The 26,754-nt window shown below is 66.3% G+C and carries 29 protein-coding genes and 1 tRNA gene; 22 read left to right on the forward strand and 8 right to left on the reverse strand.

Translation table 11 applies throughout. The features are described 5' to 3' along the window. Positions 1-8 precede the first annotated feature (8 nt). Genes VHK65_00140 through VHK65_00155 form a run of 4 tightly spaced genes read right to left on the reverse strand, consistent with a single transcriptional unit; the run spans position 9 to position 4,660 of the window. Positions 9-596 carry a sarcosine oxidase subunit gamma family protein gene (locus tag VHK65_00140; protein HVS04565.1) on the reverse strand — a complete coding sequence of 196 codons (588 nt, stop codon included), beginning with the start codon at positions 594-596 and terminating at the stop codon, positions 9-11. After that, positions 586-3,204: a 2Fe-2S iron-sulfur cluster-binding protein gene (locus VHK65_00145; GenBank protein HVS04566.1), complete on the reverse strand. Its 2,619-nt coding sequence runs from the start codon at positions 3,202-3,204 to the stop codon at positions 586-588. Before VHK65_00145 ends, VHK65_00140 begins: the two co-directional genes overlap by 11 nt. Next, on the reverse strand, positions 3,201-3,443 hold the full coding sequence (locus VHK65_00150; protein ID HVS04567.1) for a sarcosine oxidase subunit delta: 243 nt from the start codon (positions 3,441-3,443) through the stop codon (positions 3,201-3,203). Before VHK65_00150 ends, VHK65_00145 begins: the two co-directional genes overlap by 4 nt. A 2-nt stretch (positions 3,444-3,445) precedes the next feature. After that, the gene (locus VHK65_00155; GenBank protein HVS04568.1) at positions 3,446-4,660 is read right to left on the reverse strand and encodes a sarcosine oxidase subunit beta family protein; all 1,215 of its coding nucleotides are present in this window, start codon (positions 4,658-4,660) and stop codon (positions 3,446-3,448) included. A gap of 27 nt (positions 4,661-4,687) precedes the next feature. On the opposite strand from VHK65_00155, the gene VHK65_00160 reads away from it, so the two are divergent. Beyond that, positions 4,688-5,440: a class I SAM-dependent methyltransferase gene (locus VHK65_00160; protein HVS04569.1), complete on the forward strand. Its 753-nt coding sequence runs from the start codon at positions 4,688-4,690 to the stop codon at positions 5,438-5,440. Then, complete coding sequence (locus VHK65_00165; protein ID HVS04570.1) at positions 5,437-5,625, forward strand: PLDc N-terminal domain-containing protein; 189 nt, start codon at positions 5,437-5,439, stop codon at positions 5,623-5,625. The genes VHK65_00160 and VHK65_00165 overlap by 4 nt, the downstream gene beginning before the upstream one ends. Before the next feature lie 5 nt (positions 5,626-5,630). On the opposite strand, the gene VHK65_00170 is transcribed toward VHK65_00165, so the two are convergent. Both VHK65_00170 and VHK65_00175 read right to left on the reverse strand, forming a co-directional pair. Next, positions 5,631-6,473 (reverse strand): methyltransferase domain-containing protein, encoded by an 843-nt coding sequence (locus tag VHK65_00170; GenBank protein ID HVS04571.1) that lies wholly within the window; start codon positions 6,471-6,473, stop codon positions 5,631-5,633. Positions 6,474-6,520: 47 nt separating this feature from the next. Further along, positions 6,521-7,105 carry a hypothetical protein gene (locus tag VHK65_00175; GenBank protein ID HVS04572.1) on the reverse strand — a complete coding sequence of 195 codons (585 nt, stop codon included), beginning with the start codon at positions 7,103-7,105 and terminating at the stop codon, positions 6,521-6,523. 245 nt (positions 7,106-7,350) lie between these two features. Between VHK65_00175 and rpsU the strand changes: the two genes are divergently transcribed. From rpsU to VHK65_00220, 9 genes are all read left to right on the forward strand, one after another. Beyond that, positions 7,351-7,533, forward strand: coding sequence for a 30S ribosomal protein S21 (rpsU, locus tag VHK65_00180; protein ID HVS04573.1), 183 nt, complete (start codon positions 7,351-7,353; stop codon positions 7,531-7,533). Between the two features lie 38 nt (positions 7,534-7,571). After that, entirely contained in the window at positions 7,572-9,800 is a 2,229-nt protein-coding gene (locus VHK65_00185; GenBank protein ID HVS04574.1) for an HDIG domain-containing protein, read from the forward strand. A gap of 80 nt (positions 9,801-9,880) precedes the next feature. Beyond that, a complete protein-coding gene (locus tag VHK65_00190) occupies positions 9,881-10,213 on the forward strand; it encodes a hypothetical protein (protein HVS04575.1) in 333 nt (110 codons plus the stop codon). 27 nt (positions 10,214-10,240) lie between these two features. Then, positions 10,241-10,702, forward strand: a complete 462-nt coding sequence (gene ybeY, locus VHK65_00195; protein ID HVS04576.1) for an rRNA maturation RNase YbeY — start codon at positions 10,241-10,243, stop codon at positions 10,700-10,702. After that, positions 10,699-11,127 carry a diacylglycerol kinase family protein gene (locus VHK65_00200; protein HVS04577.1) on the forward strand — a complete coding sequence of 143 codons (429 nt, stop codon included), beginning with the start codon at positions 10,699-10,701 and terminating at the stop codon, positions 11,125-11,127. The genes ybeY and VHK65_00200 overlap by 4 nt, the downstream gene beginning before the upstream one ends. After that, positions 11,124-11,477: a nuclear transport factor 2 family protein gene (locus VHK65_00205; protein HVS04578.1), complete on the forward strand. Its 354-nt coding sequence runs from the start codon at positions 11,124-11,126 to the stop codon at positions 11,475-11,477. Before VHK65_00200 ends, VHK65_00205 begins: the two co-directional genes overlap by 4 nt. A 2-nt stretch (positions 11,478-11,479) precedes the next feature. Beyond that, positions 11,480-12,664: a hypothetical protein gene (locus VHK65_00210; GenBank protein HVS04579.1), complete on the forward strand. Its 1,185-nt coding sequence runs from the start codon at positions 11,480-11,482 to the stop codon at positions 12,662-12,664. Between the two features lie 17 nt (positions 12,665-12,681). Beyond that, positions 12,682-13,818, forward strand: a complete 1,137-nt coding sequence (locus VHK65_00215) for a response regulator (GenBank protein HVS04580.1) — start codon at positions 12,682-12,684, stop codon at positions 13,816-13,818. A 74-nt stretch (positions 13,819-13,892) separates the two neighbouring features. After that, positions 13,893-15,089, forward strand: coding sequence for an MFS transporter (locus VHK65_00220; protein ID HVS04581.1), 1,197 nt, complete (start codon positions 13,893-13,895; stop codon positions 15,087-15,089). Here the strand turns inward: VHK65_00220 and pth are convergent. After that, positions 15,076-15,723 carry an aminoacyl-tRNA hydrolase gene (gene pth / locus VHK65_00225; GenBank protein HVS04582.1) on the reverse strand — a complete coding sequence of 216 codons (648 nt, stop codon included), beginning with the start codon at positions 15,721-15,723 and terminating at the stop codon, positions 15,076-15,078. The genes VHK65_00220 and pth overlap by 14 nt on opposite strands. Before the next feature lie 11 nt (positions 15,724-15,734). On the opposite strand from pth, the gene VHK65_00230 reads away from it, so the two are divergent. The 11 genes from VHK65_00230 (at position 15,735) to VHK65_00280 (ending at position 25,964) form a co-directional block, all read left to right on the forward strand. Then, on the forward strand, positions 15,735-16,940 hold the full coding sequence (locus VHK65_00230; GenBank protein ID HVS04583.1) for a DUF5317 family protein: 1,206 nt from the start codon (positions 15,735-15,737) through the stop codon (positions 16,938-16,940). A gap of 75 nt (positions 16,941-17,015) precedes the next feature. Further along, on the forward strand, positions 17,016-17,864 hold the full coding sequence (locus VHK65_00235) for a D-alanyl-D-alanine carboxypeptidase family protein (protein ID HVS04584.1): 849 nt from the start codon (positions 17,016-17,018) through the stop codon (positions 17,862-17,864). 28 nt (positions 17,865-17,892) lie between these two features. Then, entirely contained in the window at positions 17,893-18,486 is a 594-nt protein-coding gene (locus VHK65_00240) for a class I SAM-dependent methyltransferase (GenBank protein ID HVS04585.1), read from the forward strand. A 104-nt stretch (positions 18,487-18,590) separates the two neighbouring features. Continuing rightward, positions 18,591-22,043 carry a transcription-repair coupling factor gene (gene mfd / locus VHK65_00245; GenBank protein ID HVS04586.1) on the forward strand — a complete coding sequence of 1,151 codons (3,453 nt, stop codon included), beginning with the start codon at positions 18,591-18,593 and terminating at the stop codon, positions 22,041-22,043. A 21-nt stretch (positions 22,044-22,064) separates the two neighbouring features. Further along, the gene (mscL, locus tag VHK65_00250) at positions 22,065-22,469 is read left to right on the forward strand and encodes a large conductance mechanosensitive channel protein MscL (protein HVS04587.1); all 405 of its coding nucleotides are present in this window, start codon (positions 22,065-22,067) and stop codon (positions 22,467-22,469) included. Then, positions 22,466-22,858 (forward strand): RidA family protein, encoded by a 393-nt coding sequence (locus tag VHK65_00255; protein ID HVS04588.1) that lies wholly within the window; start codon positions 22,466-22,468, stop codon positions 22,856-22,858. The genes mscL and VHK65_00255 overlap by 4 nt, the downstream gene beginning before the upstream one ends. Continuing rightward, positions 22,845-24,059 (forward strand): MFS transporter, encoded by a 1,215-nt coding sequence (locus tag VHK65_00260; GenBank protein ID HVS04589.1) that lies wholly within the window; start codon positions 22,845-22,847, stop codon positions 24,057-24,059. The genes VHK65_00255 and VHK65_00260 overlap by 14 nt, the downstream gene beginning before the upstream one ends. Further along, positions 24,052-24,819: a nucleoside triphosphate pyrophosphohydrolase gene (gene mazG / locus VHK65_00265; protein HVS04590.1), complete on the forward strand. Its 768-nt coding sequence runs from the start codon at positions 24,052-24,054 to the stop codon at positions 24,817-24,819. The genes VHK65_00260 and mazG overlap by 8 nt, the downstream gene beginning before the upstream one ends. A gap of 99 nt (positions 24,820-24,918) precedes the next feature. Further along, entirely contained in the window at positions 24,919-25,365 is a 447-nt protein-coding gene (locus tag VHK65_00270) for a septum formation initiator family protein (GenBank protein HVS04591.1), read from the forward strand. 17 nt (positions 25,366-25,382) lie between these two features. Then, the gene (locus VHK65_00275) at positions 25,383-25,817 is read left to right on the forward strand and encodes a S1 RNA-binding domain-containing protein (protein HVS04592.1); all 435 of its coding nucleotides are present in this window, start codon (positions 25,383-25,385) and stop codon (positions 25,815-25,817) included. A 72-nt stretch (positions 25,818-25,889) separates the two neighbouring features. Beyond that, a tRNA-Met gene (locus VHK65_00280) sits at positions 25,890-25,964 on the forward strand. 34 nt (positions 25,965-25,998) lie between these two features. On the opposite strand, the gene VHK65_00285 is transcribed toward VHK65_00280, so the two are convergent. Continuing rightward, positions 25,999-26,751 (reverse strand): methyltransferase domain-containing protein, encoded by a 753-nt coding sequence (locus VHK65_00285; protein ID HVS04593.1) that lies wholly within the window; start codon positions 26,749-26,751, stop codon positions 25,999-26,001. Between the last annotated feature and the right edge of the window lie 3 nt (positions 26,752-26,754).

A 26,754-nucleotide genomic window follows, 5' to 3' on the forward strand; every position in this document is an offset into this window, starting at 1 on the left:
CTGAAACACTACTCCGCCGCGGCGTCGAGGAGCCAGTTGGCCAGGTAGCTGGCAAACGAGGAGCGGACGTAAAGGTGAAATGCCGTTTCCTCGTCTCGCCGCTCGACGATGACCTGGGCCTTCGCCAGCAGGGTCTGGGCACAGCAGCCGGGGCCGAACGAGCGTGGATCGAGATCGATCGGGACCCCGTGCGCCAGCAGGTCGCGCGCCTTGGTGCCGCGGATCTCGAGTAGCGTACGGTTGGCGGATACGTCGACGATCGAACCCAAGGCACCGTTGAGACCATTGCGCAGCGCCTGTTCCAGGGCTTCGTGCTGACTGTCGGAACCCAGGACCAGCCATTCGTCAGGACCCAGCCATAAGGCTCGGCGGTCTTCCCTTGAAGCGGCCGTGTTCGGCACCACCGGCAAGGCGAAACCGAGAGCCGACTCCAGTTGCTGCATCAGGCCCGCGGCTTTGGAGTCAGCCCGAAGGTTGATTTGCGAGAGGAACGGAAGCTCGCGGATGGAGACGTCGCCACCGTTCATTGCTGACAGGGCGGCGAAGCGGTCCGCGTAATCGGCGAGCGCGCTGCGCCGAACCGCCTCAGCTATCACGGCGGGTGTTTTCCTTGTCGTAGAAGATCGGCTCGGTCACGATCGCGGCGACGACATGCCCGTTCAGCGGCGCGTGGACGGTGCTGCCCAATCGCTCACGCCCACCCTGCAGCATGGCCAGCGCAAATGTCCGGCCGAGCGTCGCGCTCCGATAGCTCGATGTCACGTGGCCGGCCATCTTGACGGGCACTACAGCGTCGGGTTGCTGAGCCAGCTGCGCACCTTCCGGAAGAAGCTGATTCCCGTCGACCGGCAGCAGACCGACCAGGTGCTTCCGATCCGTCCGAGCCGTATCGCTCCGCCGGTGGGAGCGCTGCCCGATGAACGGTTTCTTCTTCGACACGATCCAGCTCATGCCCAGGTCCTGTGGCGTCACCGTGCCGTCAGTCTCCTGGCCGCAGATGATGTAGCCTTTTTCGGCGCGGAGCACGTGCATAGTCTCGGTGCCATAAGGCGTAATCCCAAACGGCTCGCCAGCCACCATCACGGCTTCCCAGAGCTTAAGTCCATACCAGCTTGGCGTCCAGAGCTCGTACGCCAGCTCGCCGGAGAACGTGATCCGGTGCAGACGCACGGGAATGCCCGCGGTTTCGCCCTCGCGAATCGCCATAAACGGGAAGCTCTGCGCATCGATGGCAAGCTTCGGAAAGAGCGCTGATACAACCTCGCGCGAACGCGGACCGACCACGGCCACGTCGGACCACTGGTCCGTCACGGATGTGAGGCGAACGCGGAGATCGGGCCACTCGGTCTGTAGCCACTCCTCCATCCAATCGAGCACGGCCGCCGCGCCCCCGGTCGTGGTCGTGGCAAGCCAGTGGTCCGGCCGAAGGTGCATCACGACGCCGTCGTCGAAGACCATGCCATCCGCCTTGCACATCAGACCGTAGCGGCACGAGCCGACCTTGAGCGTGTCAAACGCGTTGGTATACATCCGATTCAGGAACTCGACCGCATCGGGCCCCTGGATGTCGATCTTGCCCAGCGTCGAGGCATCCATCACCGCCACGCCCTCTCGTGCTGCGTGGCACTCGCGCAGCACCGCCGCCTCCGTGTCCTCGTCATGTCGCGGGAAATACCAGGGGCGCTTCCATTGGCCGACGTTCTCGAAGACGGCTCCATGTCCGACGTGCCAGGGATGGATGGCGGTTACGCGAATCGGATCGAAAAGATCGCCGCGATTTCGGCCGGCCATCAGGCCAAACAAAACCGGCACGTACGGTGGGCGGAACGTTGTCACGCCCACCGCGTCGACGGGCTGCCCGAGCTGCGTGGCCACGATGGCGGTCTCGTTGATGCCCGCTGTCTTGCCCTGGTCGCTGCCGGTGCCGATCGAGGTGAACCGCTTGACGTGCTCGACCGACTGCATGCCGGTGCTGAGGGCTCGCCGCACATCCGCCACGGTCACGTCCCGCTCGAGGTCGACGAAATGAGTCGACCAGTCCCGTCCATCGCCGGGGACCACCCAGTAGGGCATGATCGTGCCCTGGCCGCGCCCACCGAGGTCTCCGGTCGCGGCGCCGACGACGTCAACGTTAGGCAGCGCGCCATCCGGCACGAAGCACGCAAGACCCTGGTCGTATCGAAGGCGACCTTGCGCCTGGCTGAACAGATGCAGCGTCGGATTGAAACCACCCGAGACGCATAGCAGGTCGCACTCGATTTCTCGTGTCGCATCCGGTCCCCTCAGCGAGCCGATCAGGACGCTCCGGAGGCCTTCCTCGTCGCCACCCGTATCGACGACGGCTTCTCCGGCCCGAACGTCGACGATCGCCTCGACGCTGATGCCGGCACTCTTGAGGTCGGCCGCGACGAGATTGGTGCTGTCGTTGTTCGTGAAGATCACCGCCCGCGTTCCGGGCGCCACCCCGTAGCGGTTGACGTAGGTCCGGGCCGCGCCCGCGAGCATGACGCCGGGCCGGTCGTTGTTCGCGAACAGCAATGGCCGCTCGTGGGCGCCGGTCGCGAGCACGATCCGTTTCGCCCGGACCTGCCAGAGGCGGCCGCCGCCGGGCCGGCGCTGCGCGACCAGGACCAGGTTCTGCTCGTAGTGGCCAAAGGCCGTCGCGCGGGTTAGTAGCCGGACGTCCGGTTGTGAATGAAGGGTCGCGAGACTCGCGTCGAGCCAATCGCTCCAGCCGGCACCCAGGAGCCGCCCGCCCAGCTCCGCCTGCTCATCGACCAGGATCACTCGGCCGCCTGTCTGGCTGGCATCGAGGGCTGCGGTGATGCCGGCTCGACCGCCTCCGACGACCAGCACCTCGCAGTGGGCGTAGACCTTGTCGTATCGGCCGGCGTCCGGCTCAGCGCTCAGCCGCCCGAGGCCGTTCAGCCCGATCGCCTCCAGCCCATCGAACAGCTCGACCTGCGTGGCGCGAAGCATGGTGTCGTGGCCGACATGCACGAGCGCATTCGGTTCCTCGACGCCTGCCGAGAAAACGCCGCGAGGACGTTCGTACGTCACGCTGTGGGCGATCACCCGCACGTCGTTCGCCAGCAGGGCCGACGCCAGGGTGTCGCCGTGGTACGCGCGGTATGGCGAGCCATTGAAGCTGAAGCGAATCGGGCGCGCGCGGTCGATGCGGCCGCCCGAAGCCAGCCGGCTCATGCTGGCGTGATGGTGTGCGTGACCGTGTCGCGAATGAGGCTGAACCAGCGCCGGCAGCCGGCGGTGTGCACCCAGCGCTCGGCCATCGTTCCCTTCGGATTCGGCCGGAAGAAGATATAGCGTGCCCAGTGCGCGTCGTCGGCCGACTCAGGATCCGTCGGGTAGGCGACCTGTGCCGCGCCGCCGTACCGGAACTCGATGTCCTCGCGGTCGCCGCACCAGGGGCAGGGGATGAGCACGGCTAGTGCGCCACCGCCGCGGCGCCATGCTCGTCGATCAATGCGCCTGTGGTGAAGCGCTCGAGCGTAAAAGGCGCGTTCAGCGGATGCGCTTCGCCATGCGCGATGGTGTGCGCATACACCCAGCCCGCTCCCGGTGTCGCTTTGAACCCACCCGTGCCCCAGCCGCAATTGATGAACAGGTTCTCGATCGGCGTCAGTCCCAGAATGGGCGACGCGTCCGGGGAAACGTCGACGATGCCGGCCCAGGTCCGCAGCACGTGGGCGCGGCTGAAGACCGGGAACAGCTCGCAGGCGGCCGCCAGCTGGTACTCGATGACGTGCGGAGAGCCGCGCTGCGCATAGGAGTTGTAGGGATCGATCCCGGCGCCCATGACCAGCTCGCCCTTATGCGCCTGGCTGACGTAGACGTGAACCGCGTTCGACATGACGACGCAGTTCAGGACCGGCTCGAGCAATTCCGAGACCAGAGCCTGAAGGGGATGACTCTGGATGGGGAGGTCGAGGCCGACCATGTCGGCCAGCACCGTTGAATGCCCGGCGGCGCAGAGCGCGACCTTGTTCGCCGCGATCAACCCGCGGTTGGTGTGCACGCCACGGACCCGATCGCCGTCGAGGTCGAAACCGGTGACCTCACAGTTCTGAATCAAGTCGACCCCCATCTCATCGGCCTTGCGCGCGAACGCCCAGGCAACGTAATCGTGTCTGGCGATTCCACCCCGTCGCTGCAGCGTGCCCCCGATCACCGGGTAGCGCACATCGGGCGAGACGTTGACGATGGGGCAGAAGGCTTTAATCTCGGCGGTTGTGAGCCATTCGGCATCGATCCCGTTCAGCCGGTTCGCGTTGATGCGCCGCAGCCCTTCGCGCCGGTCGCCCAGGCTGTGTACCAGGCTGAGCACGCCGCGCTGGCTGAACAGGATCTCGTAATGGAGCTCGTCGGCAAGGTGCTCCCAGAGCTTGAGGGAGTGCTCGTAGATCGCGGCGCTCTCGTCCCACAGGTAATTCGAGCGAATGACCGTGGTATTGCGGGCCATGTTGCCGCCCGCCAGCCAGCCGCGCTCTAGCACCGCGACGTCGGTGATGCCGTGATTCTTCGCGAGGTAGTAGGCCGTGGCCAGGCCGTGGCCGCCCGCGCCGACGATGACGACCTCGTAGGCGCGTCTTGGCTCCGGGTTGCGCCACAGATGTTCGGGATGCGGGTGCGGTTCGCCCATTGTTGTGCTGGCCCTTATATATAGAGGATGGTGGAGCCGGATTCAGAATGGTGGCGGAGCTGGTTCGGGCCAGGCTACCTAGCCCTCTACGACGACTACCTGGCTGAGCGGACACCAGTCGAGATCGATCGGCTGGAAGCCCTGCTTGCCTTGTCGCCGCCGCTGCGCATCCTCGACCTCCCGTGCGGCCAGGGCCGGCACGCGATCGAGCTGGCGCGCCGAGGCTACGACGTCACCGGCGTCGACCTGTCGCCCTTCCTCCTGAAGGTGGCGGAGGAGCGCGCCCGGACGGATGGCGTCCGAGTTCGGTGGCTCGCGGGCGACATGCGGGAGCCGATTGCGGGCGAGCGGTTCGACGTCGTCCTCAACCTCTTCACCAGCCTCGGCTACTTTGCCGATGAGGCGGATGATCGCAAGGTGGTCGACGCCGCCGCGGCGATGCTCACGCCCGGCGGCCGCTTCCTCCTCGAAGTGATCAACGGCGAGCGGCTGATGGCCAGGTTCGAGGAGCGAGAGTGGTTCACCGTCGGCCAGGCCGCGGTCGTCGAGCGGCGCTCCCTCGATCGCACCGCGCGGCGAATGGTCGTCGAACGAACGGTGACCACCCCCAACGACACCGAGGTCAACCTCCACGCGATCCGGCTGTACGACGGACACGATGTCAGCGCGATCCTGCGGAGCGCGGGCTTCGGCCGCGTCGACCTCTACGGGGATTGGAGCGGCGAGCCGCTCACGTCCGAGAGCCTTCGGGTGCTCGCGGCCGGTACCATGGCCCGGTGAAGCTCCTGCTCGAAATCGTGATCTCCGCCATTCTGCACCCGCTGGCCTACCTGCTTGCGCTCATCAACATCCTGGGTCGGAGTGACCTCAACGCCGGCCAGAAATTGATCTGGGCGATCATCTGCATCGTTTGGGGGGTCGGGCCGATCGTCTACATCCTGATCGGCGGCGGCGAGCTCTGGTAGCTCGATCACACGGTCGCCCGCAGCACGTTGGTCGCGCCGGCGATCTGGAGCGGTCCCGTGCCGAGCTCCGCCTCGATCGCATGAACGCCGCGCGCCAGGATGGCCACTCGTTCCGTCGGGGGGATGGCGTCGAGACGGACGGCCATTGACCACCACCCCGAGGCCCTCTCGATGAAATGTTGCGGGCTCGTCCAGGTGGTCGACTCGTCGAATCGCACGACGCTCGCTTCACGAAAGCCGGCCTGCCGTGCGACGGTGGCGAAGGCGCGCTCGTCCTCGACCGTCCGTCGGGTGTTGAACTGATCGTGGGCCCTCGGCGCCGGCGGCAGGTGGCCGCCGACCGCGCGCTCGAGGATGGCTTGTGCCCCACTGGGCTGTGAAGGATCGATGGGCACGCTTGCCGCGAACCGGGCGTCGGGCTTGACGACGCGCCGCGCCTCGGTCAACGCTCGCAGGAGATCGGGGACAAACTGCAGGCCGTGGCCGCACACGACCGCATCGAAGTGGGCATCAGGAAAGCGAAGGTCCTCCATGTCCATTAGCTCGAAACGCAACGGAAGGTCCGGCGGTGCGTCTGCCCGGGCCAGGTCGATCATGCCCGGGGCCAGGTCGATCCCGACGACTTCGCCATCGGGCGACACCTCACGCGCGAGGCGGTAGCTCAGCGTGCCCGGCCCACAGGCCAGGTCGAGGATCCGCTTGCCTGGGGTGGGATTGACCCACTCGATGACGGCGGCTCGGCCGCGCGATTCGCTGCGAGCCATCACCTCATCAAGGCGCTGCTTGTACGCCGCAGCGTGGCGGCTGAAGGTGCCCGGGTACAGGTCCTTGGCGGCTGGCTCTTCCAAACAAAAAGGGCGGGAGCCGCGCTCCCGCCCTTCAGCATAGTCAGCGGTTAGTCGCCGTCGCGTTCGTCGGGCGGCGTCGTGCAAGGTACCGTCTGCGTGATCGTGATCTGGATCGTCTCCGTGATCGTGATCAAGACGGTCTGGCAGGTCACCGTAACCGTGCCGGTCGAGTGACCATCGCCCAGGGCGATGATCGCGATCGTGTTGAGCTCGGCGAGCTCATTCTCTTCGTCTTGCGGCGTCACGAACTTCAGATGGGCGAAGCGATCCTCGTCCGCCTTGATGGCGGTGACGATCGGCAGGACGCTGCCGTGGATCTGCGACTTCGCGGTCGCCAGTGCCGGCTGGACCTTGGCCGCGACCTTCGAGGTCGAAACCGCCTGCGTCACCTGCGTGCTGCAGCCGTTTTCGGCGGTGTTGAGCTTGGCGATGACGGCATCGCCCGCCTTCTTGACGGCGCTCACCAGCACCACCTTCTGGTGCTCATCGGCCGGTTGGACGACGGCGATGGTGTTGTGGTCGTCGTGCGAAACGATGATCAGGGTCGTGGGGACAGCCGCGACGGTCAGCACGCTCACCGCGGTGACCGTGATGATTCGTTCGCTGATCCACGTCGTCAGGATCGTAAACATTACGGGGCGACCTCCTTGAGGATCGGATCCTCTAGCAAGATGAACGCACCATAAAAGTGGGCCATCGAGCCTCCCCGGCGCCTGTTACAGGGTTGTGCGCCCGGCGGCCCCGGGTGCGACCGGGTTGTGGGCCGGTCGTGACCTGAACCGGCTCCGGAAGATCGGCGTTTGTGTTGACGCCTAAACTCGAGCGCGGCTATACTTCTGCCCAACAATGGACTCCGGGCAGAGGGGGTGCAATCCAGTTGTCGGAGATCAAGGTCCGCGAGAACGAGACCTTCGAGAGCGCCCTACGCCGCTTCAATAAGAAGATCAAGCAGAACGGTGTTCTCTCCGAGGTTCGGCGGCGTGAGCACTACGAAAAGCCCAGCGTAAAGCGCAAGAAGAAGATCGCGGCGGCGCGTAAGCGGCGGGCTCGCACGACGTAATCGGCCCGTCCTGAGGGGACACGATCCCTGCTGAAGAGATGAGACAGCGCAGCTCATCGGCGATCGACCAACTCCGGCGGCGCGGGCGGCTCTTCGCACGCGACCTTCGGTTGGGGCACATCGGCGCGGGCAGGCGCTGGCCGCCCTACCTTCGGCCTGCAGCGATCACCCTCATCCTGGCGCTGGCGACGGCCCTCGTCGTCGCCCAGAACTTCCTGCCGAACCGGCTCAACCTGCGCGCGGGTGAGGTCTCCAGCCAGGACGTCGTCTCGCAACGGTCGGTGCGCTATGAGAGCCAGACCAGGCGTGACGAAGCGCGGGCCGCCGCCGCGGCACAGGTGCCGGACCAGTTCGATGGCTCGGTCAGCATCCAGCAACGCCAGGCGATCGATTCACTCGCGACCAAAGTTTCCGACCTGCGCCGGTCGTCGGCCTCTGGGCCCGACCGTTCGGCGCAGCTAAGCCTTCTGGAGCCGCAGCTCAGCGATGCGCAGCGGCAGTATCTCCTGCAGGCAGACGAGGGCACCGTGGCGACGGTCTTCAAGAGCGCGGGCGACATCCTGCAGCAGCTCGAGAGCAACGGCATCAAGGCCGACACACTGAAGAGCGCCTCGGACACCGCGCAGACGCGGGCGGCGGCCCTCAAGCTGGATGCCACCGGCGCCTCAGTGGTGGCCACCCTCATTCGGGCCAATTTGAAAGTCAATTACCAGCCGACGGAGACCACGCTCAAGCGACAGCAGGCGAGTGACGCCGTGCCCGCGGTCTTTGTGACCGTCGCCCAAGGACAGACGATCATCCGCTACGGCGACCTGGTCACGCCATTCCAGCTTGAGGAAGCCCAGGCGGTCGGCCTGCTCGCGCCCAAGACGGACTGGGCACGCATCCTGGCCGTCTTCATGCTGGTCATCATCCTGTTCGCGGTCGCCCTCGGCTACCTGATGCAATTCCGGCCGGCGATCCTCCGAGACCCGCGACAGCTCGCCACCCTCGGGGGATTGATGCTGGTCCTGCTGCTCGTGGCCAAACTGGTTGTTCCGATCAACCCCAACACGCAATACCTCGTGCCGATGGCGGCCGTGCCCCTCCTGGTTGCCGCCTTGATGGATGCCGGGCTGGGCATCATCGTCGCGATGGCTGTCGGTTTGCTGACCGGCATCGTCGCCGATAACGTACTGCCACTCACGCTGGTCGGCTTCCTGGGCGGAGCGATCGGCTCGATCTATGTCCACCGGCTCGAGCGCCTTGGCCAGTGGGTCACCGCCGGCATCCTGGTCGCCGGTGCCCAGTTCGTGACGCTGGTGTCGCTCTCACTGATCGAGCGGCACCAGTCGCTCGACGAGATTCTCACCATTGGTGGCCTCGCGCTGATCAACGGGCTGGTCTCGGCCCTGATCGCGGCCGGCCTGCTCACCTGGCTCGGCGAGATCACCCGTGTCATCACCCCGATGAAGCTGCTCGAGCTGATGACGCCGAACAATCCGCTCCTGAAGCGCTTGATGGTGAGCGCCCCGGGAACCTACAACCACTCGATCGTGGCCGCCAACCTGGCCGAGGCCGCTGCGGAGGCGGTCGGCGCCAACCCGGTGCTGGCGAGAGTCGGCTGCTATTTCCACGACATCGGCAAGATCCGGCGGCCGCACTTCTTCGTGGAGAACCAGGCGGACATCGGCAACATCCACGAAAACCTGTCGCCCACGACCAGCTCGGACATCCTGAACGCGCATGTCACCGAAGGCGTCGAGCTGCTCAAGCAGTATCACTTCCCAACCACGGTCCGGGAAATCGTCCAGCAGCATCAGGGGACGACGGTCAAGCGCTATTTCTACCGGCAGGCGCTCGAGCAGGGGCTTGATGTCCGCGAGGACGACTTCCGCTACCCCGGCCCCCGCCCGCGCTCGAAAGAAGCGGCCATCGTCATGATCGCGGACACGGTCGAGGCGTCAGCCCGGACCCTCAAGGATCGCAGCACGGAAGGGATCCGCGATCACGTGCACCGCATGCTCCAGGGGTTCGTTCGCGACGGCCAGCTCGATGAATGCGATCTGTCCTTCCGCGACCTCCGCCTGGTGGAAGAGGCGATGGCCAACATGGTCGTCAGCATCTACCACGCCCGCATCGAGTATCCCGCCGCGGTGGCCGAAACGGCGGTCGCCGGAGCCGCCGTCGACACGACGGGTGGCGGGCACGACGGGACCCTCGACACCGAGGACAAGACGATTCCCTTACCCCGACCGGCGACGCGTCCGCGGCCGAGCCCCTCCTAGCCCGCCGCCAGCTCAAAGCTGGTGTCAGCCGCCGTCAGGTGCAGGTGCAAACTTCCAGCTCCTGCTGCGATATTCAGGTAGTGCTCCTTTCGGGCTCGGTCATCGTGCTTGCCTATGTCGCGGCAGCTGCCGTGATCATCCCGGCCGTTTCGATGATCGGCTTTGGCAAGGTGCCGAAATTCCTGCGTCGCAATCCCGACCCTGGCAAGACGCGCACCCGGATGGAGGGCACCGGCCTGCTCCTGATCGGAATGTTCATTCTTGCCGACGCGCTGGCGGCCGACCTCGGCCGGCGGTCATCGGTCCCGCAGGACTGGATCCTCCTGGTCTGGGTGCTGCTGGCGGCCGGCTTGATCGGGCTCCGCTACCTCGCCGGCCGTACCGACCCGAAGTCCCCCAAACCCACGGCGTAACCGCCCCGGCCCGGGTACGATACTGCCGTGCTCATCCAGATGAGCCGTTTGGGTCCCGCGTCCATTACTTCGGGAGTGGATCTGGATGGGCTGAAGGTGGTGCTGCAAACCGCGGCGCGGACCATGAAGGTACCCGATCGGACCGTGACGGTCGTGACGCTCACGAGCGACGAGCGTCTGCGCGAGTACAACAGCCGCTATCGCGGGCTCGATGAGCCGACCGACGTGCTCGCTTTCGCCGCCCGCGAGCAGCCGACCGACCGGCGCTTTCAGCCGCCACCGGGTACCGAAGATTGGCTGGGGGACATTGTGATGTCTGTGCCGCTCGCGCGACGCCAGGCGCGCGAGGCCGGTCATCCGGTCGATGACGAAGTGCGGCTTCTCGCGGTGCACGGCTTCCTCCATTTGCTCGGCTACGACCACGCCGAGTCCGCGGAGGAGGCCGCCATGACGGCGCTGACCAACCGGATCCTGTCCAAAGCGCCATGACGCCGCACTCCGACGCCGAGTTCGAGGCGGAGCGGATTGGTAGCCCGAGCCGAGCACGCCGCGTCGACCTGCGCCGCACGATCTACAGCTTCCGCCATGCGGGGCGCGGCTTTGCCTGGGCGCTCTCTTCGCAGGCGAACTTGCGAGTGCACCTCCTCATCGCATTCTTGGTGCTGGTGGCGGCCCTGCTCTTTCGATTCACCGCCATCGAATTCGTCGGACTCGTGCTGTGCTTTGCGGTCGTGATCGCGGCCGAACTATTCAACACGACGCTCGAAGTGCTGATCGACTACGCATGGCCCGAGCACCATCCGATGATCGGTCGCGCCAAGGATGTTGCAGCGGCGGCGGTGCTGGTCGCCGCGGGCGGTGCCGCTCTGGTCGGCGCCCTCCTCTTTGCGCGCCATCTCTTCCACCTGTCGTGACGGCAGCCACGGCCGTCGTGACGGCGGCCCTCGATGCGCTTCGCGCGCGCGACTGGGACGGCTTTGCCCGCCGGCTCCATCCCGACGTCGTGCATCGAACACCCGGGGTGCCCGAGCCCATCCTCGGCCGGGAAGCGTTCGTGCTGCTGAGCCGCCAGGCCGTGGCGCGCACGCCGGACGTAACGTTTGAGGTCGAACGGCTCGTGACGGAAGGCGACACGGTGGTCGTTATTGGCGAATGGACCTATACGGGTCTCATGGGGAAGGTTCGCCAGCCTTCGGTCAGCGTCGTCGACGTTCGCGACGGCCAGATCTGGCGCGACCTGGAGTACGTCGGCCTGGCGATCTAACGATGGGGGCAGCCTGGCGACGTCTCGTCGCCATCTGGCCGCGTCTCGCGGTCACCTTGATCTGCCTTGCGTTCTGGAGAATCCTCGCCGCCATTCCACTCCCGGTTGCGGGTCTCATGGACCTCAGGCTCGCATCCGGGCAATTCTCTGCCGACAGCGGTCTCCTCTCACTGCTCGTCGGGAACCCACTCGAGCAGGACAGTCTCGTGGCGTTGGGGCTGGAGCCGTTCGTTGGCGCGTTCGTCATCTTTTGGCTGTGGGCCGCCGGCAGCGGCAATTTGCGAAGGTCGTTGAGCGACGAGCGATCGATGTGGCGCTCGCTAGCGTGGCTCACGGCGGGACTCGCCCTGGCCCGCGCTTTCGGCGTGGCCCTGCTTTTCCTTGGCGGCCGCGCCGCGATGCTGACTTCCACCGCTGGGCTTCTCAGTATCTTTGGCCTCCTGCTCGGCACAATGGTTCTCTTCGGTTTGGGCCGGGTGATCGATCGATTTGGCGAGCCGGCGGGTTACGGCGTCTGGTTCCTGTACGGAGTTCAGACCTTGTTGCAGGGAACGCATCACGTTGCCCGTTGGATTGCCGCCGTCCGGGGCGACCCGGCCTTACCGACGATCGTCATTGCCTATGCGGTGATTTCAGTCGTCGTTCTGGCCTCGGCGGTCCTGGTGTTCGAAGCCGTTCGAAACGTGCCAATGCGTGACGCCGGTGGCAAAGGCAAGGAAGTGAAAGAGAGGATTGTCCCACTGCATCTGCTCGGCGGTGGCGTCATCGTTCCCATCGTGCTGGCGAACTTTGCTGTCAGCTTCATTCCGACGATGGTTATGACGACCGTGCTTCGCCTCTCGGACCAGCAGGCACTGATCTCCTGGTCGGGACTCAGCCCTCGGCCTGTCGTTGTGATCGGCTATCACGTGACGTACTTCATCGTTGTCGTGCTCGCCTGCGTCGTCACCACCGCGCTCACCGTGAATCCTGGAGGGCCGACCGGCCGGAACGTGAGCCGGGTCAGTAAGATCCTCGCCCTCGTGGGTGGCGTATGGATGGCCCTCGCCGTGGTCTGCGTCCCACTTGCGTTCCAGTTGGCGCTCGGTCCATCGCGGCCACGGCTTCCTGTCGGGGGCGCGCCCTTCGCGATCGGCGCCGCAATCCTCATTACGGCCATCCAGCGAGTCCGCAGGCAAAATCAGTAGCCGAGCGTTACAGCTTCGTGACGTCGCGCATCGCAGTCATCGACGACGAGGCGCCCAACCGCTCGTACCTGCAGACGCTCCTGGGGACGGCCGGCTTCGATGTGCAGGTGGCTGCCGGCGGCAACGAGGGCGTGGCGTTGGTCGAGAAAGAGCGTCCTGACCTCGTCCTCGTCGACCTGATGATGCCGGAGGTCGACGGCTTCATGGTGTGCGAGCGCATCCGCAAGGGACCGGCGGGCGCCGACATCCAGATCGTCGTCCTCTCCGCGGCTGACGGGCTCGACGGGAAGGTCCGGGCGCTCGAGCTCGGAGCCGACGATTACCTGGTCAAGCCAGTCGAGTCGCGCGAGCTGATCAGCCGCATCAAGGCGATGCTCGAGAGTGGTGCGCGGCTCCGGCTCCGTGGATCGCAGGCGCGCGGTCGGCTCACGGTTGTGGCCGGCGCCAAGGGTGGGATTGGCACGAGCACCGTCGCCATGAACCTGGCGGCCCTCTACGCCGGCGGGAAAGGTGCCGACACCGTCGTGCTCGCGGACCTGGCGGTCCCGGTTGGCACCCTGGGCAGCATGCTCAACATCGAGGTGCCCGATCGCTGGGCTTGGGGGGAGGTCCTCAACGACGGCGCCGCCAGTGCCCATCGCCTCTCCAACTACCTGATGCGCAACCCGCAAGTGCCGCTTCGGCTGCTGCCCGGCGTGCGCCGCGACTCGGCATACCGCGACGTGCCACCGGAGGCGATCAGCAGCTTCGCCACCTCGCTGCGCGGGCTGGCGGCGACCATCGTCATCGACCTCGGGAACCAGCCCTCCCCGTTCGCGCCACCGCTCTTACGAGAGGCCGACGTCATCTTGATCGTCGTCGAACCGGAAATCATCTGCGTCGAGCTCACCCGGCAGTTCCTCGATCGCTTACACGAAACCGGCATACTCAGCCACCGCATCCGGCTGGTCATCTGCAACGCGCACGGCAGCCTGCAGTTGAGTCGCACCGAGACCGCGGCTGCGTTGAAGATGGAGGTGGCAGCGATGATCCTCTACCAGCGCGACGAGTTTTCCGCGGCAAGCAAACGGCGGGTCCCGATCGTCATCCACCATCCGCAGGCGCAGGCCACAACGCAGTTCAACGAGTTGATGCAGGCCCTGTCCGCGGTCTGACGGGCCGCACGCAAAGTAGACTGACGATCATTCCCGCCACTCCTTCTGTTGTTGAGCCGCGCCGCCGCGCCCTCGTGCAGGTTTCCGCCCTTCAGTACCCGGAGTTCCGCCGCTACTTTGTCGGACAGTCGGTGTCCGTGGTTGGCACCTGGATGCAATCGGTGGCGGCTGCCTGGCTCGTCCTCCAGCTCTCGCATGATTCGGCAGTCGCCCTCGCGCTCTTTGGCGCCTGCAGCTATGGTCCCGTGTTGCTCTTCGGTCTTTACGCCGGTACCATCGTCGATCGATTCGCCCATCGGGACGTACTGCTCCTCACGCAGATCGTCTCGCTGGTCGGCGCCGTCCTCTATGCGGTGCTAACCGGTACGCACACCATCGTGCTGCCCATCGTCCTGGTGCTGGCCGCCGCGTTGGGGATCAACCAGGCGCTCTATTTCCCCGCGCGCCAGGCGACGGTCCTCGAGATGGTCGGTCGCGGCGAGCTGGGCAGTGCCGTCGCCCTGAACTCGATCGCCTTCAATCTCGCCCGCATCGTTGGCCCCGCGCTGGGTGGCATCGTGATCGCGACCCTTGGCGTGGCGGCGTGCTTCTGGATCAACGCCATCACCTACCTGGGCGTGATCGTGGCGCTGTTGACGATTCGGCGCCGGCCGCTGACGCCCGGCCCCCCGCAGACGGCGCTTCAGCTCATCGGCGAGGCTTTGCGCTACGTGGCGCGCACCCCCGCTCTTGCCGGACTCTTCGCGCTGCTGTTCGTCGCCGGAACCTTCGGTGCGAACTTCAACCTGGTGCTGCCGCTGTTCACCCGCATCGTCTTGCACGCCAACGCGGACACGCTCGGCTACCTATTTGCTGCGCAAGGCGTGGGGTCGTTGATTGGCGCGCTGACCATGACGCTCGCCGGTGCAGTCTTGCTCGAGCCGCGCCGGATCGCGCTGGGGGCGCTGCTCTTCGCCGCCATGGAGCTGCTGTTCGTCGTGGTCCCAGACTTCACCCAGGCGGTCCTGCTGTTACTCGTGATCGGCTGGTCGTTCGCCGTCTACTCGATCGGCACCAACACCTTCGTGCAGGTGCGCTCTCCGGACCGGATGCAGGGTCGGATGGTGAGCCTCTACTCGGTGTTGTTCATCGGCGTCACACCGATTGGCAATGTCTTCGCCGCCATCGTCGCCCACTTCCTGGGCCCGTCCGCGGCAGTGTGGCTCGGCGGAGCGCTCACGGCGGTGGCCGGCCTCGCCGTCCTCACCTTCTTCCTCTCTAGACCCGATTGAATTCGGTCATGGCCCGCTCAAGACCGTGCTCGATCGTGAAGAGCACGGCGTCAGCGACGCGCGACACCACGTCCGGCATCTGCGCTTGCTCGCCGGCAGTAAAGGGACTCAGGACGTAGTCGGCGCCGTCCCCCGGAGGGCGGCCGATGCCGACTCGAAAACGGATGAAGTCCTGGCTGCCGAAGGATGCGATCAGCGAGTCCATCCCGTGGTTGCCGGCGGAGCTGCCGCCCTTGCGGATGCGCATCCGGCCGAACGGAAGGTCGAGCTCGTCGTGGACGACCAGGGTGCGTTCCAGCGGCACCCCGTACTTTGCCCGCAGGGCTTTGCCCGCCGACCCGGAAAGATTCATCATCGTCTGCGGCTTGGCGAGCACCAGCTCGCGGTCGCCCGCGCGGACGCGGCCGGTGAGCGACTTGGCGGCCCGGTCTGTGACCCTGGCGTTGCTCCTTCGAGCCAGTTCGTCGACGACCAGAAAACCCACGTTGTGCCGGGACTGCTCGTAGTCCTGGCCGGGATTGCCCAGCCCGATCACGAGCCAGCGGTCCGAGGGCAATGGGAGGGCGGGTTTGCGGCGGAACATCGCCCCGTAGCGTAAAGCACGCAAAAGGCGGCCCTGCTGTCGCCGTTGCACTCTCGCCAGCCTTGGGTTTCCTGCACGGTCGCGTCAACGCCCGATCGATTCGCGTCCTCTTATGGGTCGCGGGCCTGTCGTCCCTGCTCCTTGCGATCGCCGGCTGGGTGCTGCCCGCACAGCCGTACCAGGCGCCCTGGGCATGGATCAGCTTCATCGGCATGTGCATCGTTGACGACTTCCTGCTCGGCTCCAAGGAAGACGCCCGTTGGGGCGAGCTTCCCAAGATCGCCCTGTTCGCGGCCATCATCGTGTTCCGGCGCCATCCCGAGATCTCCGTTCTGGTGGCTGGTATGGCCGCGCCGCTCGGCAGTCTCCTGAAGGGGCAAACCTGGTCGACACAGCTGACGGCGACCGCGCAGTGGATCCTCGCGGCGGTCATGGGGGCGGTCACGTTCCGGCTGGTCGGCTTTGATGACACGCCCCATTTCCTGGCCGCGACCGCGGCGTTGATGGTCGTGTACTACGCGCTGGGGCCGGTTCTCAGCGCTCGGCTGCAGGCCACGCTGACCGGAATCGATTTCCGGAGCGCCTTTGCGGTCCATCGGCGGCTCGCCATCACGCTCCTGATGGCCGGCGCGGTGCTCGCCCTTGCCTGGCGCACGACCTCGCTCGAGCCGGCGGCGCTGAAGGTTGCCGACGGCGCGCTCGTCACGGTCGCGGGGATCTTCGTGGGTTTCCTCTTCGGCGGCCGAGCGAGCCGAGTCCTGGCGCCGGGGGCGCCGATTCCGGTCCTGCCGCTCGTGGGCGCGGGCACTCTTCTGTTGCTGAGCGAGGTCACCCCAGGCCCCCTCTCGTGGCTGCTTCCGCTGGGCCTGGCCGTCGTCGCCGCCATCTGGGCGGTCTGGAGGCACATCTACCCGATCGCCTGCGGATCGCTTGGCGCCTATTGCAACGAGGTCGTCCGGGCGGCGAATGGAGGACGGATGCCGGTTGACGGGCACGATGTGCTCTCGGCGGTCACCAGCCGCGCCAAGACCTATGTCCTTGCGGGTTCCGACACGAACTTCGCCTGGCTGGACGATCGCTTCACACTGCCGCCGCCGTTCCCCGGCATCGCCAGTGCGGGGGACATCTTGATCGCGGTCGCTATGGCCTGGTTCGTGGCGATGCTGATGCTGCGCCGTCCGCAAGCGGTTGCCGCCGCGGCCGACGACGCCGAGGAATCCACGGAGCTCGACGACCGGCCAGCAGGCGCCGCGGCAGCCGCCGCCTGAACCCGGATCGAGCCGTTGTCGTTGGTCCGCCCGGCCCTTGTGTGAGGGGGCCGCGCGTGGTTCTTTGATCGGCACATGCGGATCTGGCTGTTGCTGCTCGCGCTCCTGATGCCGGTCGAATCGCACCTTCCGGTCACAGGGTCGGTCCCGGTCGAGCTCTACGAGCTGGCGCCAACAGCGCCGCCTCCGCCGGTGATCAAGGCGCGCTCGGCGATCCTGCTCGACATCGATAGCGGCAAGGTCCTGTTTCAGGTCGATCCGCACGGTCACCACGCCCCGGCCAGCCTGACGAAGGTCGTGACGGCACTCGTCGCTCTCGATCACCTTCGGCCCGACGAGACGGTCGGCGTCCCGCCGTCGATCAACCAGCTTCCCTGGGATTCGACCCGCATGGGACTGCGCGCCGGCGAGCGGCTGACCGTGCGCGACCTTCTCTACGGTTTGTTCCTGAATTCGGGAAACGACGCCGCCATCACCCTGGCCGAGGCCGCCATGCCACGAGCGACCTTCATCGCGCTGATGAACGCCCGGGCGGCCAGGCTCGGCATGGCCGACACGCACTTCGTCAACCCGATCGGTCTCGATGATCCCGACCACTACACGTCAGCCGCCGACCTCGCCAGGGCGGCCACCGAGTTGATGCGAAATTTCCCGGAGGTCGCGGCGATGGCGGCAACGCCCACGGTGACCCTGCCGGCGACCGCCACGCACCACGCCTACGCGCTCTATAACCTCAACGAGCTGGTTCGGAAATATCCGGGCGCCACCGGGCTCAAGACCGGGTGGACCAGTCATGCGGGTGGATGCCTCATTGCCACGGCGGCTCGTGGCGGCCGCCATCTGATGGTGGTCCTGCTGGCGTCCCCTCGCATCTTTGACGAGGCGGCCGCGCTGCTCGATTACGGCTTCGCCAGCTCGTCGTAGCGCCGGCCGGCCCTAAGCTGGCCCTGGTGTGAGCCTGATCTCCAACGTCTTCTTCCGGGTGATGTACCGACGGGGGTTCACTCCGTGGGACAGCGGCGTCTCGCCGCCGGAGCTGGTTGGCGTGATCCAGGCTGCGCCGTCGGTGGCACCGGGCCGTGCTCTCGACCTCGGCTGTGGTACCGGGACGACGTCGGTCTACATGGCGAGCCACGGCTGGGATGTGACGGGCGTTGACTTCGTACCCCGGCCGATTCGCGTCGCCCGCGCCAAGGCGGTGGCGGCCGGGTTATCGGTCGCGTTTCTCGTGGGCGACGTCACGCGCTTGCATGAGCTCCCGATCGAGCCGGGGTTCGACTTGCTCTTCGACCAGGGATGCTTTCATTCGTTGCCGGATCGCGCCCGTCCTGCCTATGTTCGCGAGGTCAGCGGAACGGCTCGCTCCGGGGCGACCTTCCTGCTCTATGCGTTCGGGCGCCAGCCGGATGCGCACCGCCGCCGGTTCTTTCCGAAGGGCATCACACCCGAGGAGGTCCGGGCTCTGTTTGGGGACTTCGAGATGCTCGAGGCGACACCCGGCACCGATCCCTTTGGCTCGCACTGGTACACGTTGCGCCGCCGGTGATGTCCTCAGATTTGATTCGTTTGAAGCGACAGGACCGATGGTAAGCTGACCTGCGCACGCCCCGGCTCGGTGCCGAGGGCGCTTTTCTGCATGGTTCGAAATCGATGACGCAGACCCTGCTCGAATTGCTCGACAGCCTCCCGGCCCGCGACCGGCTCGAGGGCTGGTGGAACGCGCCGGTCGGCACCCTGGACGCACACGGACTTCCCTCCAGCGCCCTGCCGGTCTTCGCGGTCTGGCTCGCGATGCGCGCCCGGCGCCCGGTGCTGGCCCTCGTGCCCGACCCGGAAGGGTCGTTCCAGGAAGCAGGCGCCTGGTTCCGCGAGGATGTCCGAACAGTCGTGTTTCCAGCGGTCGAGACGCTGCCCTTTGACCGCCTCGCGCCCGACGAGGAAACCGTCCGGCGGCGGCTGGAGGCGATCGACGCGCTCGGCGCCGGCGGACCGGTCGTCGCCTTCACGTCCTGGACGGCGATGACGCGACCGACACTGGCGCGCGAGGCGTTGCAGCGCTGGGGCTTCACGCTCAAGCCGGGGCAAACGTACGCCGTCGATGACCTCGTCCGCCGCCTGACCACGCTCGGGTACCGGCGCGAGCCGCTGGTCCAGGGTCGCGGCGAATTCAGCCTCCGCGGCGGCATCCTCGACTGCTTCCCGCCCGACCGGCGGCGCCCGCTCCGCAGCGAATTCTTTGGGGACGAGCTCGAGTCGCTGCGCGAGTTCGAGGTGGAATCGCAGGGTTCGGTCGCTGACATGGCAAGCGCGCGCGTCCTTCCCGCGGCGGAACTGATCCTGACCCCTGAAGCCGTGGCTGGCGCCGATGGGCCACTGGGCGAGGTCGACTTCAGTCGCACGCTTCCCGAGGTGCGCGACCAGTGGCTGGCGGACATCGAGCGGGTGAGTTCGGGCGCCTACTTCGATGGTATCGAGGGTTTTCAGGCGTACCTCGATCCATCGCAGCCGACGCTCTTGAACCATCTGCCGCCGGACGCCGTGATCCTTTCCCTCGATGGGCAGCGATCGCTGACGCAGGCCGAACAGCGCGAGCAGGAACTCCAGGAACTGGTCGCGGTCGAGATCGAGCGCGGCGAGCTGCCGCAGAAGCTGCGGCCGGGGCTGGTGTCGATCAAGACCCTGCGGCACGCCGCCGGGGGATGGCGCCGGCTCGAGATCATAAGGGGGGCTGACCTCGGCACCCTCGACCTCGGGTTCGAGCCGGTGGACGCATACGCCGGCCGGATCGACGCCTTCTCCGACCGGGTGCGGACGGACGCCCGCGCAAAATCGCGGGTGCTGATCGTGACCCAGCAGGAACCCCGGCTGCGAGAGTTGCTCGAGGATCGCGATGTCTATCCGGCCGGCGGCGTCTTTCTCTGGTCGCAGACGCCGCTCGTCCCGGGTCTGGTCGTCCTCGGCAACCAGCCGGTGCCGCAGGGCTTTCGCGTCCCGTCGCAGCAGCTCGAGGTCTACGGCGATACCGACCTCTTCGGCGGCATGCGCCAACGGGTCCGCCGCGGCGTGGTGCGCGCGCGCTCGGCCACCTGGGAGCTCGAGTTCGAGCCCGGCGACCTGATCGTCCATGTCGATCACGGGATCGGTCGCTTCACCGGCATGCGGCTGATGGGGGAGGACGGCCAGGAGCGGGAGTACATGCAGCTGGAGTACGCCGAGGGCGACAAGCTGTATGTGCCCGTCGAGCACCTGGAGCGAGTCCAGAAGTATGTGGGCGGCGGCGATGCGACGCCGAAGTTGCAGCGCCTCGGGACCGGCGAGTGGGACCGGGCGAAGCGCAAGGTCCGCGAGTCCGTCGAGGAAGTCGCACGCGATCTGCTGGAGCTGTACTCGAAGCGGCAGCTCGTCGAGGGCCATGCCTTTTCGGAAGACGGGCCCTGGCAGCAAGAGCTCGAGCAGTCCTTCCCGTACGACGAGACACCAGACCAGATCCGCGTCATGGAGGAGATCAAGGCGGACATGGAGGACTCGCGCCCCATGGACCGGCTTCTGTGCGGCGACGTTGGCTTTGGCAAGACAGAGCTCGCGGTGCGTGCCGCATTCAAGGCGGTGATGGACGGCAAGCAGGTTGGCGTCCTGGTGCCGACCACGGTGCTTGCCCAGCAGCACTACCTCACCTTTCGCGACCGCTTCCAATCGTTCCCCGTCAAAGTCGACATGCTCTCGCGCTTTCGCTCGGACGCCGAGGCGACCGACGTCCTGCGCCGCTTGATGGTCGGCGAGGTCGACGTCGTCATCGGCACCCACCGCCTGCTGCAAAAAGACGTGCGCTTCAAAGACCTCGGCCTGGTCATCCTCGACGAGGAGCAACGTTTCGGCGTCATGCAGAAGGAGAAGCTCAAGCAACTCCGTGCCTCGGTTGACGTGCTCTCGCTCTCGGCGACGCCGATCCCGCGCACGCTACACATGGCGCTGGCCGGCATTCGCGACCTGTCCGTGATCCAAACGCCACCGGAGGAACGGCTGCCGATCAAGACCTTCGTGACAGCCGACGACGACGACCTGATCAAGGAAGTGATCCAGCGCGAGCTGCAGCGAGGCGGCCAGGTCTTTTACGTCTACAACCGGGTGCAGACGATCAAGAAGGCGGAGGAGCGGGTCAAGCGGCTGGTGCCTCAGGCGAGGGTGGTGGTGGGCCACGGACAGATGCCGGAGTCGACGCTGGCCGAGGTAATGCTGAAGTTTGTCAAGGGCGAGGCCGACGTGCTGGTGTGCTCGACCATCATCGAATCCGGGCTCGACATCCCCAACGCGAACACGATCGTCGTGGTCGACGCGCACCGGATGGGCCTGGCCCAGCTCTACCAGTTGCGCGGGCGCGTCGGCCGAGCGGGGCAGCGCGCCTACGCCTACTTCCTCTATAACCCGTTGCGCTCCCATTCGGAGAACGCCGACAAGCGGCTCGACGTCATCTCGGAGCTGCACGACCTGGGCTCAGGATTCAGGCTGGCGTTGAAGGATCTCGAGATCCGTGGGGCGGGGAACCTGCTCGGCACCGAGCAGCACGGCGCGATCGCGTCGGTGGGCCTGGAGCTCTACAACTCGATGCTGCGCGACGCCGTCGAGTCGCAGAAGACCGGGACCCCCGTCGAGATGCCTGCCGGGCTCACGCTCGACCTGCCGATCGAGCACTTCCTCCCGAAGGAGTACGTGCCCGACGAGAAACTCCGGCTGCAGGTCTACCACGACCTCGCGGCCGTCGTCGACGAGCAGGGGCTCGAGGCGGCCGAGCGCAACCTGGCCGATCGCTTCGGTAAGCCGCCCGCGCCGGTGCGCAACCTTCTCTATGCGCTTCGCATCAAACTGCTCGCCCGCGCGGCCGGGGTCGCGGCTGTCGAAACGGACGGTGACTGGCTGGTGATGCGACTGCCGGCTGGCTGGAATGGCGACGAGCGACGCCTCGAGTCACAGTTCCGCTCGATCCTCTACGTCCGGTTCGGGAAGGTGCGGATCTCAATGACCCAGGCCGGTCCGCAGTGGAAGGGGCGGCTCATCGATGTCCTCGGGGAAATCGATCGGCTCGGCCGGATCGCGGTCGCGGTCTGAGGACGTAGACTACGCGGGAGCATGGCGAAAGAGTTCAAGGCCTTTCTGCTCCGCGGCAACATGCTCGACCTCGCGGTGGCCGTTGTGCTAGGGGCCGCCTTCGGCGCCGTCATCGCCGCCCTGGTCAGGGATTTGATCACGCCATTGATCGCGGCATTCGCGGGCAAGCCAGACTTTTCGAGTCTCACTTTCACGATCAATCACAGCGTCTTCCGCTATGGCGACTTCGTCAATGCCGTGGTGGCCTTCCTGCTGGTCGCCGTCGCCGTTTTTTTCTTCGTGGTGATACCGCTCAACCGGTTGATCGCCCGATTGCGGCAGGATCCACCGGCGGACCCGACCACCCAAAAGTGCCCTGAATGCCTGAGCGAGATCCCGATCGCAGCGCACCGCTGTAAGTTCTGCACCTCGCCCGTCCCCGCGTGAATCGCCAGGTCTTCACAACCGGCCGCAAATGGGAGCGCATCGTCGGCTACGCGCGTGCGGTCCGGATTGGTCCCTTGATCGAAATCTCTGGCTGCGCGCCGACCGCCGATGACGGCTCCACGGTGGGTAAGGGCGACGTCTACGAGCAGACCCGGCAATGCCTGCGAGTCATCGGCGAGGCTCTTGCCGGGGTGGGGGCTGGTTTCGACGATGTGACACGCACCCGGATCTTCACCACCGTGCCGCGCCGCTGGCGCGAGATCGGCCGGGCGCACAGCGAGGTCTTTGGTGCGATCAAGCCGGTGACTTCACTGATCGGCGTGCGTGGCTTCCTCGAGGCCGATTGGCTGGTGGAGATCGAAGCCAGCGCCTATCGTGCCGGCGACTAGAAAAGAGCGGCGCCGCGCGCTCTGGGGCATCATTGCCGCCGTCTTCCTCGTGGGCACCGGCGTAGGATCCGTGTTGCCCATCCTGCCGCTGTTCCTGCGCGAGCGTGGGAGCTCGTATGCATTGGTCGGCATCATCGTGGGCGCCAACCTGGTGGCGCAGTTCATCGGACAGTACCCAGCCGGACGTCTCTCGGACCGGTTCGGCCGGGCTCCATTGATGATCGGTGGCCTGGTGGTTGCCAGCCTCGCGATCGCCGCGTTCGCGCTGCCACTCTCGATTGGCTGGCTGATCGCGCTTCGATTCATCCAGGGCCTGGGCGCGGCCGCGTTCCGTCCGGGAGCTCGCGCGGCGGTCGCGGACCTTGTTCCCGAAGGTGAGCGCGGAATCGCCTATGGCTGGCTCGCGGGCGCCGACATGGCGGGACTCATTGTGGGGCCCGCGCTGGGCGGCGTCCTCGCGGTCTTTGGTCGTGCGACCGTCTTCGAAGCCACCGGGCTCGCCGTGCTGCTGGCGGCGGCCGTGGTGGCCATTGGGCTGGGCCGCCGGCGCAGCTCGATCACGGTCGAGCCGATCAGCGGACCTCTCATCCTCGGTGACCGGCTGCGGGCCGGTGCGGCCGCGGTTCGCGGCCTGCTCATGCTGTCGATGGGGATTGGGTTCCTATACGGCGTTTACAACGTCGTCTGGAGCCTGTTCATGAAGTCGATCGGCGCGACGGACTGGGAAGTGGGTTTGTCCTTTTCACTCTTCGCCTTGCCGCTGGTCCTGACCGCGCCCCTTGCCGGCTGGGCGGCCGACCGCCTCGATCGCCGCTGGTTGAGCGCCGGCTCGACCGCTTCGACGACCTTGATCGCTCCGATCTATCCATTCCTGCACAGCGTGCCGGCGGTGATCGGCGTTGGCGTGCTCGAGGCCACGACGACCGCCTTTGCCGAGCCCGCCATCAATGCCTTCTTGATGAGCGCCGTCGCGCCGGATCAACGCGGCCGCGCCGCCGGCACCGTCGGCACCGGGGAAACCGCCGCGAAGGCGGTCGGCGCGCTGATCGGAGGCGGCTTGTTTGGCCTGGGCGTCTGGGTGCCGTTCGTCGTGTCGTCGGTCGTGGGACTCGCCCTCATCCTTTTGGGCCTCCCCTCACTGCGCGCAGCCGGGGCCGACTTACACCCGCGCGCCGCCTTGATGGTGGCTGAGCATGGCTGACGACGTCGAGCGCATCCGGCAACTGGTCGACGTGGTGCGGCGCCTGCGCTCGCCGCAGGGGTGTCCGTGGGACCGCGAACAGACCCACGCGTCGCTACGGGCCACGATGTTGGAGGAAGCCTATGAAGTCCTGGAGGCAATCGACGAGCAGTCGATGCCCAAGCTCCGCGAGGAGTTGGGCGATGTCCTGCTGCAGGTGTTGATGCAATCCGACATCGCCGCGGAGGCCGGTGACTTCACGCTGGGCGACGTGGCGGACGCGGTCCGGGAGAAGCTGGTGCGCCGCCACCCGCATGTCTTCGGGACGACCGTCGTCAGCGGTTCCGACGAAGTCGTTCGGAACTGGGAGGCCCTGAAAGCCGCCGAGTATGGCCGCGAGTCGGCGCTCGACGGCGTGCAGCGGTCCTTGCCGGCGCTGCAATGGGCCTGGTCACTGCAACGGCGAGCCGCCAATGTCGGATTCGACTGGCCGGACGTGAATGGCGCCCTGGAGAAGGTCCGGGAGGAGCTGGAGGAGCTACGCGAGGCGCCCACCGTCGAGGCCCGGGAGGCCGAGTTTGGCGACCTGCTGTTCAGCCTGGTGAACGTGGCCCGCAAGTTGGGCATGAATCCAGAGGACGCGCTCCGCAGCGCGACGGGTCGCTTCGAGGCGCGCTTCCGGATGATGGAGCAGAAGGCCAGGGCCGAGGGACGGGAGCTCAAAGACCTCCCAATCGAGGAGATGGACCAGTACTGGGAGGCGGCCAAACGCAACAAATGACGCCCTTAGGAGTTGTCGGCCTTGCCAACCCCGGTGGCCGTCCCTATAATCGGTCCGTTTTCGGGCCGGCTTGATCTTGCAACAATCCCAGACCACGTCTTGAGCACTTCCGAACCCAAAGCCTCCCGCGCGAAGGTCCACCTCGCCGCGCCCGATCGGCTGATCTGGCTCGTCGTTGGGGCGATAGTTCTCTGGGGAGTGTGGGCGTTCGGATCGGAATTGGTACTCAACCTGCGGCTGAATCACGAGGTGCAGACGCTGCGTGACGGAAACGCGCAGCTCGCTGCCTCCAACGAGCAAACGCGGAAGGAGCTCGCCATCGTTGGCTCGCCGGGCGCTATGGAGGAAGCGGCCCGCAAATCCGGCTTTGCCCGGCCCGGCGAGCAGGTTTATGTCATCGTTAAGCCAAGTGACTCGGCAGCGCCGGCCGCGGCTGCGGCATCGGCATCACCGGGAGCGGCATCGACCGCGAAGCGATCGACAAGCAAGAACGACGGCGGCATAATCGGAGCGATCGAAAACTGGTGGAGGAATTTATGGCATTAGGAGGGTCTGCGGGTTAGGTGGCTGTAACGCCTGGAACGGTAGTAGAAGGGACGGTCGTCGGGATAACGAACTTCGGGGCTTTCGTACAGATCGAGGGATCGGGGACAGGACTGGTTCATATTTCTGAGATCGCGAACGAGTACGTCCGCGATGTCAACAACCACGTGAAGATGAACGACAAGGTCAAGGTCAAGGTCCTCAATGTGGACTCGACCAACGGAAAGATGGACCTTTCGTTGAAGCAGGCGGCCGTGCCAGACGGCCCGGTCGGAATGTCCGCGCCCGTCCTGCCGCGTTCGTACCGGCGTGGCGGCCGCGGAAAGCGTGAGCTGCCGGAAGGCGCCGACCCGGTCTTCGAGGAGAAGCTCTCAAAGTTTTTGAAGACCAGCGAAGAGCGCCTGCTCGACATCAAGCGCAACATCGAAGCCAAGCGGGGCGGCCGTTTCAAGTAGCGCCTGAGCTCGGCTTGACGGGGGAGACGGGACCCGCCTAGAATGACGCTCTCGCCTCGACGTGGGGCTGCGCGCGGCGTGGAGCAGTGGAAGCTCGTCGGGCTCATAACCCGAAGGTCGCGAGTTCGAATCTCGCCGCCGCAACCAAGCGAACAACAGAGGAGCCCGTCGGCTCCTCTTTTCATTTCCGGGCGGTGAAGATCGCCCACTCGGAGCGCTGCGTCAGCCGGATCGTGCGATCCTGCGCCAGCATCTCCTCGAGTTGCTGCAGACCCAGTCGGTACTCGAGCGGCGGCAGCATGGCCAGCGTCGAAATGTAGCGGCCGCGCACCCGGTCGACGACGTCGGCGATGTCCAGTTGTCGGGGCTCGTCCATCACCTCGATCCGCACCTCCTCGAAGCCGGCGCGTCGCAGCTCGGCGCTCAGCACCTTCACCGAGGGAAACCGTGGCCGGTCGATCACGGCGATGCTCGGAAAGTAAGGATTCAGATAGAACTCCTCGACGTGCCGCGGGGTGAAGGTCCAGAGGCTCAACTGGCCACCGGGTCGGAGGATGCGCCGCGCCTCCGTAAAGGCGCGCACCCGCTGGCGCAGCAGATGGACCAGCATGACCATCATCACCAGCGCGGCGGCCCCATCGTCCAGGGGCAAGCGGTAGGCGCTGCCACGAATCCAATCGATACGGCCGGCGGCGTCTTTGGCGCGCGCGACATCGAGCATGCGCGTCTCGGTGTCGACCCCGGTCACACCGGCCGGCGTCATCGCCGACAGGGGCAGGATCATCCGCCCCGTACCACAGCCGACCTCGACCACCGAGTCGCCGGGCTGCAACGCCGCCTCCTGCAGCATGGTTTGCAGCCGCGCATGGTCGCCCGCAGAGAGCGGCCGCAGCGCGTCATATCGTGGTGCGATCTCGGCAAATGACGGGGACATCCT

It is taken from the genome of Candidatus Dormiibacterota bacterium (assembly GCA_035544955.1).
Classification (GTDB): Bacteria; Chloroflexota; Dormibacteria; order CF-121; family CF-121; genus CF-13.

Coding starts and splice junctions, on each gene's coding strand:
- VHK65_00145 (HVS04566.1), bottom strand. CDS start 3,204: ATGAGCCGGCTGGCTTCGGGCGGCCGCATCGACCGCGCGCGCCCGATT.
- VHK65_00155 (HVS04568.1), bottom strand. CDS start 4,660: ATGGGCGAACCGCACCCGCATCCCGAACATCTGTGGCGCAACCCGGAG.
- VHK65_00160 (HVS04569.1), top strand. CDS start 4,688: ATGGTGGAGCCGGATTCAGAATGGTGGCGGAGCTGGTTCGGGCCAGGC.
- VHK65_00175 (HVS04572.1), bottom strand. CDS start 7,105: ATGTTTACGATCCTGACGACGTGGATCAGCGAACGAATCATCACGGTC.
- VHK65_00185 (HVS04574.1), top strand. CDS start 7,572: ATGAGACAGCGCAGCTCATCGGCGATCGACCAACTCCGGCGGCGCGGG.
- VHK65_00200 (HVS04577.1), top strand. CDS start 10,699: ATGACGCCGCACTCCGACGCCGAGTTCGAGGCGGAGCGGATTGGTAGC.
- VHK65_00210 (HVS04579.1), top strand. CDS start 11,480: ATGGGGGCAGCCTGGCGACGTCTCGTCGCCATCTGGCCGCGTCTCGCG.
- VHK65_00235 (HVS04584.1), top strand. CDS start 17,016: ATGCGGATCTGGCTGTTGCTGCTCGCGCTCCTGATGCCGGTCGAATCG.
- mfd (HVS04586.1), top strand. CDS start 18,591: ATGACGCAGACCCTGCTCGAATTGCTCGACAGCCTCCCGGCCCGCGAC.
- mscL (HVS04587.1), top strand. CDS start 22,065: ATGGCGAAAGAGTTCAAGGCCTTTCTGCTCCGCGGCAACATGCTCGAC.
- mazG (HVS04590.1), top strand. CDS start 24,052: ATGGCTGACGACGTCGAGCGCATCCGGCAACTGGTCGACGTGGTGCGG.
- VHK65_00285 (HVS04593.1), bottom strand. CDS start 26,751: ATGTCCCCGTCATTTGCCGAGATCGCACCACGATATGACGCGCTGCGG.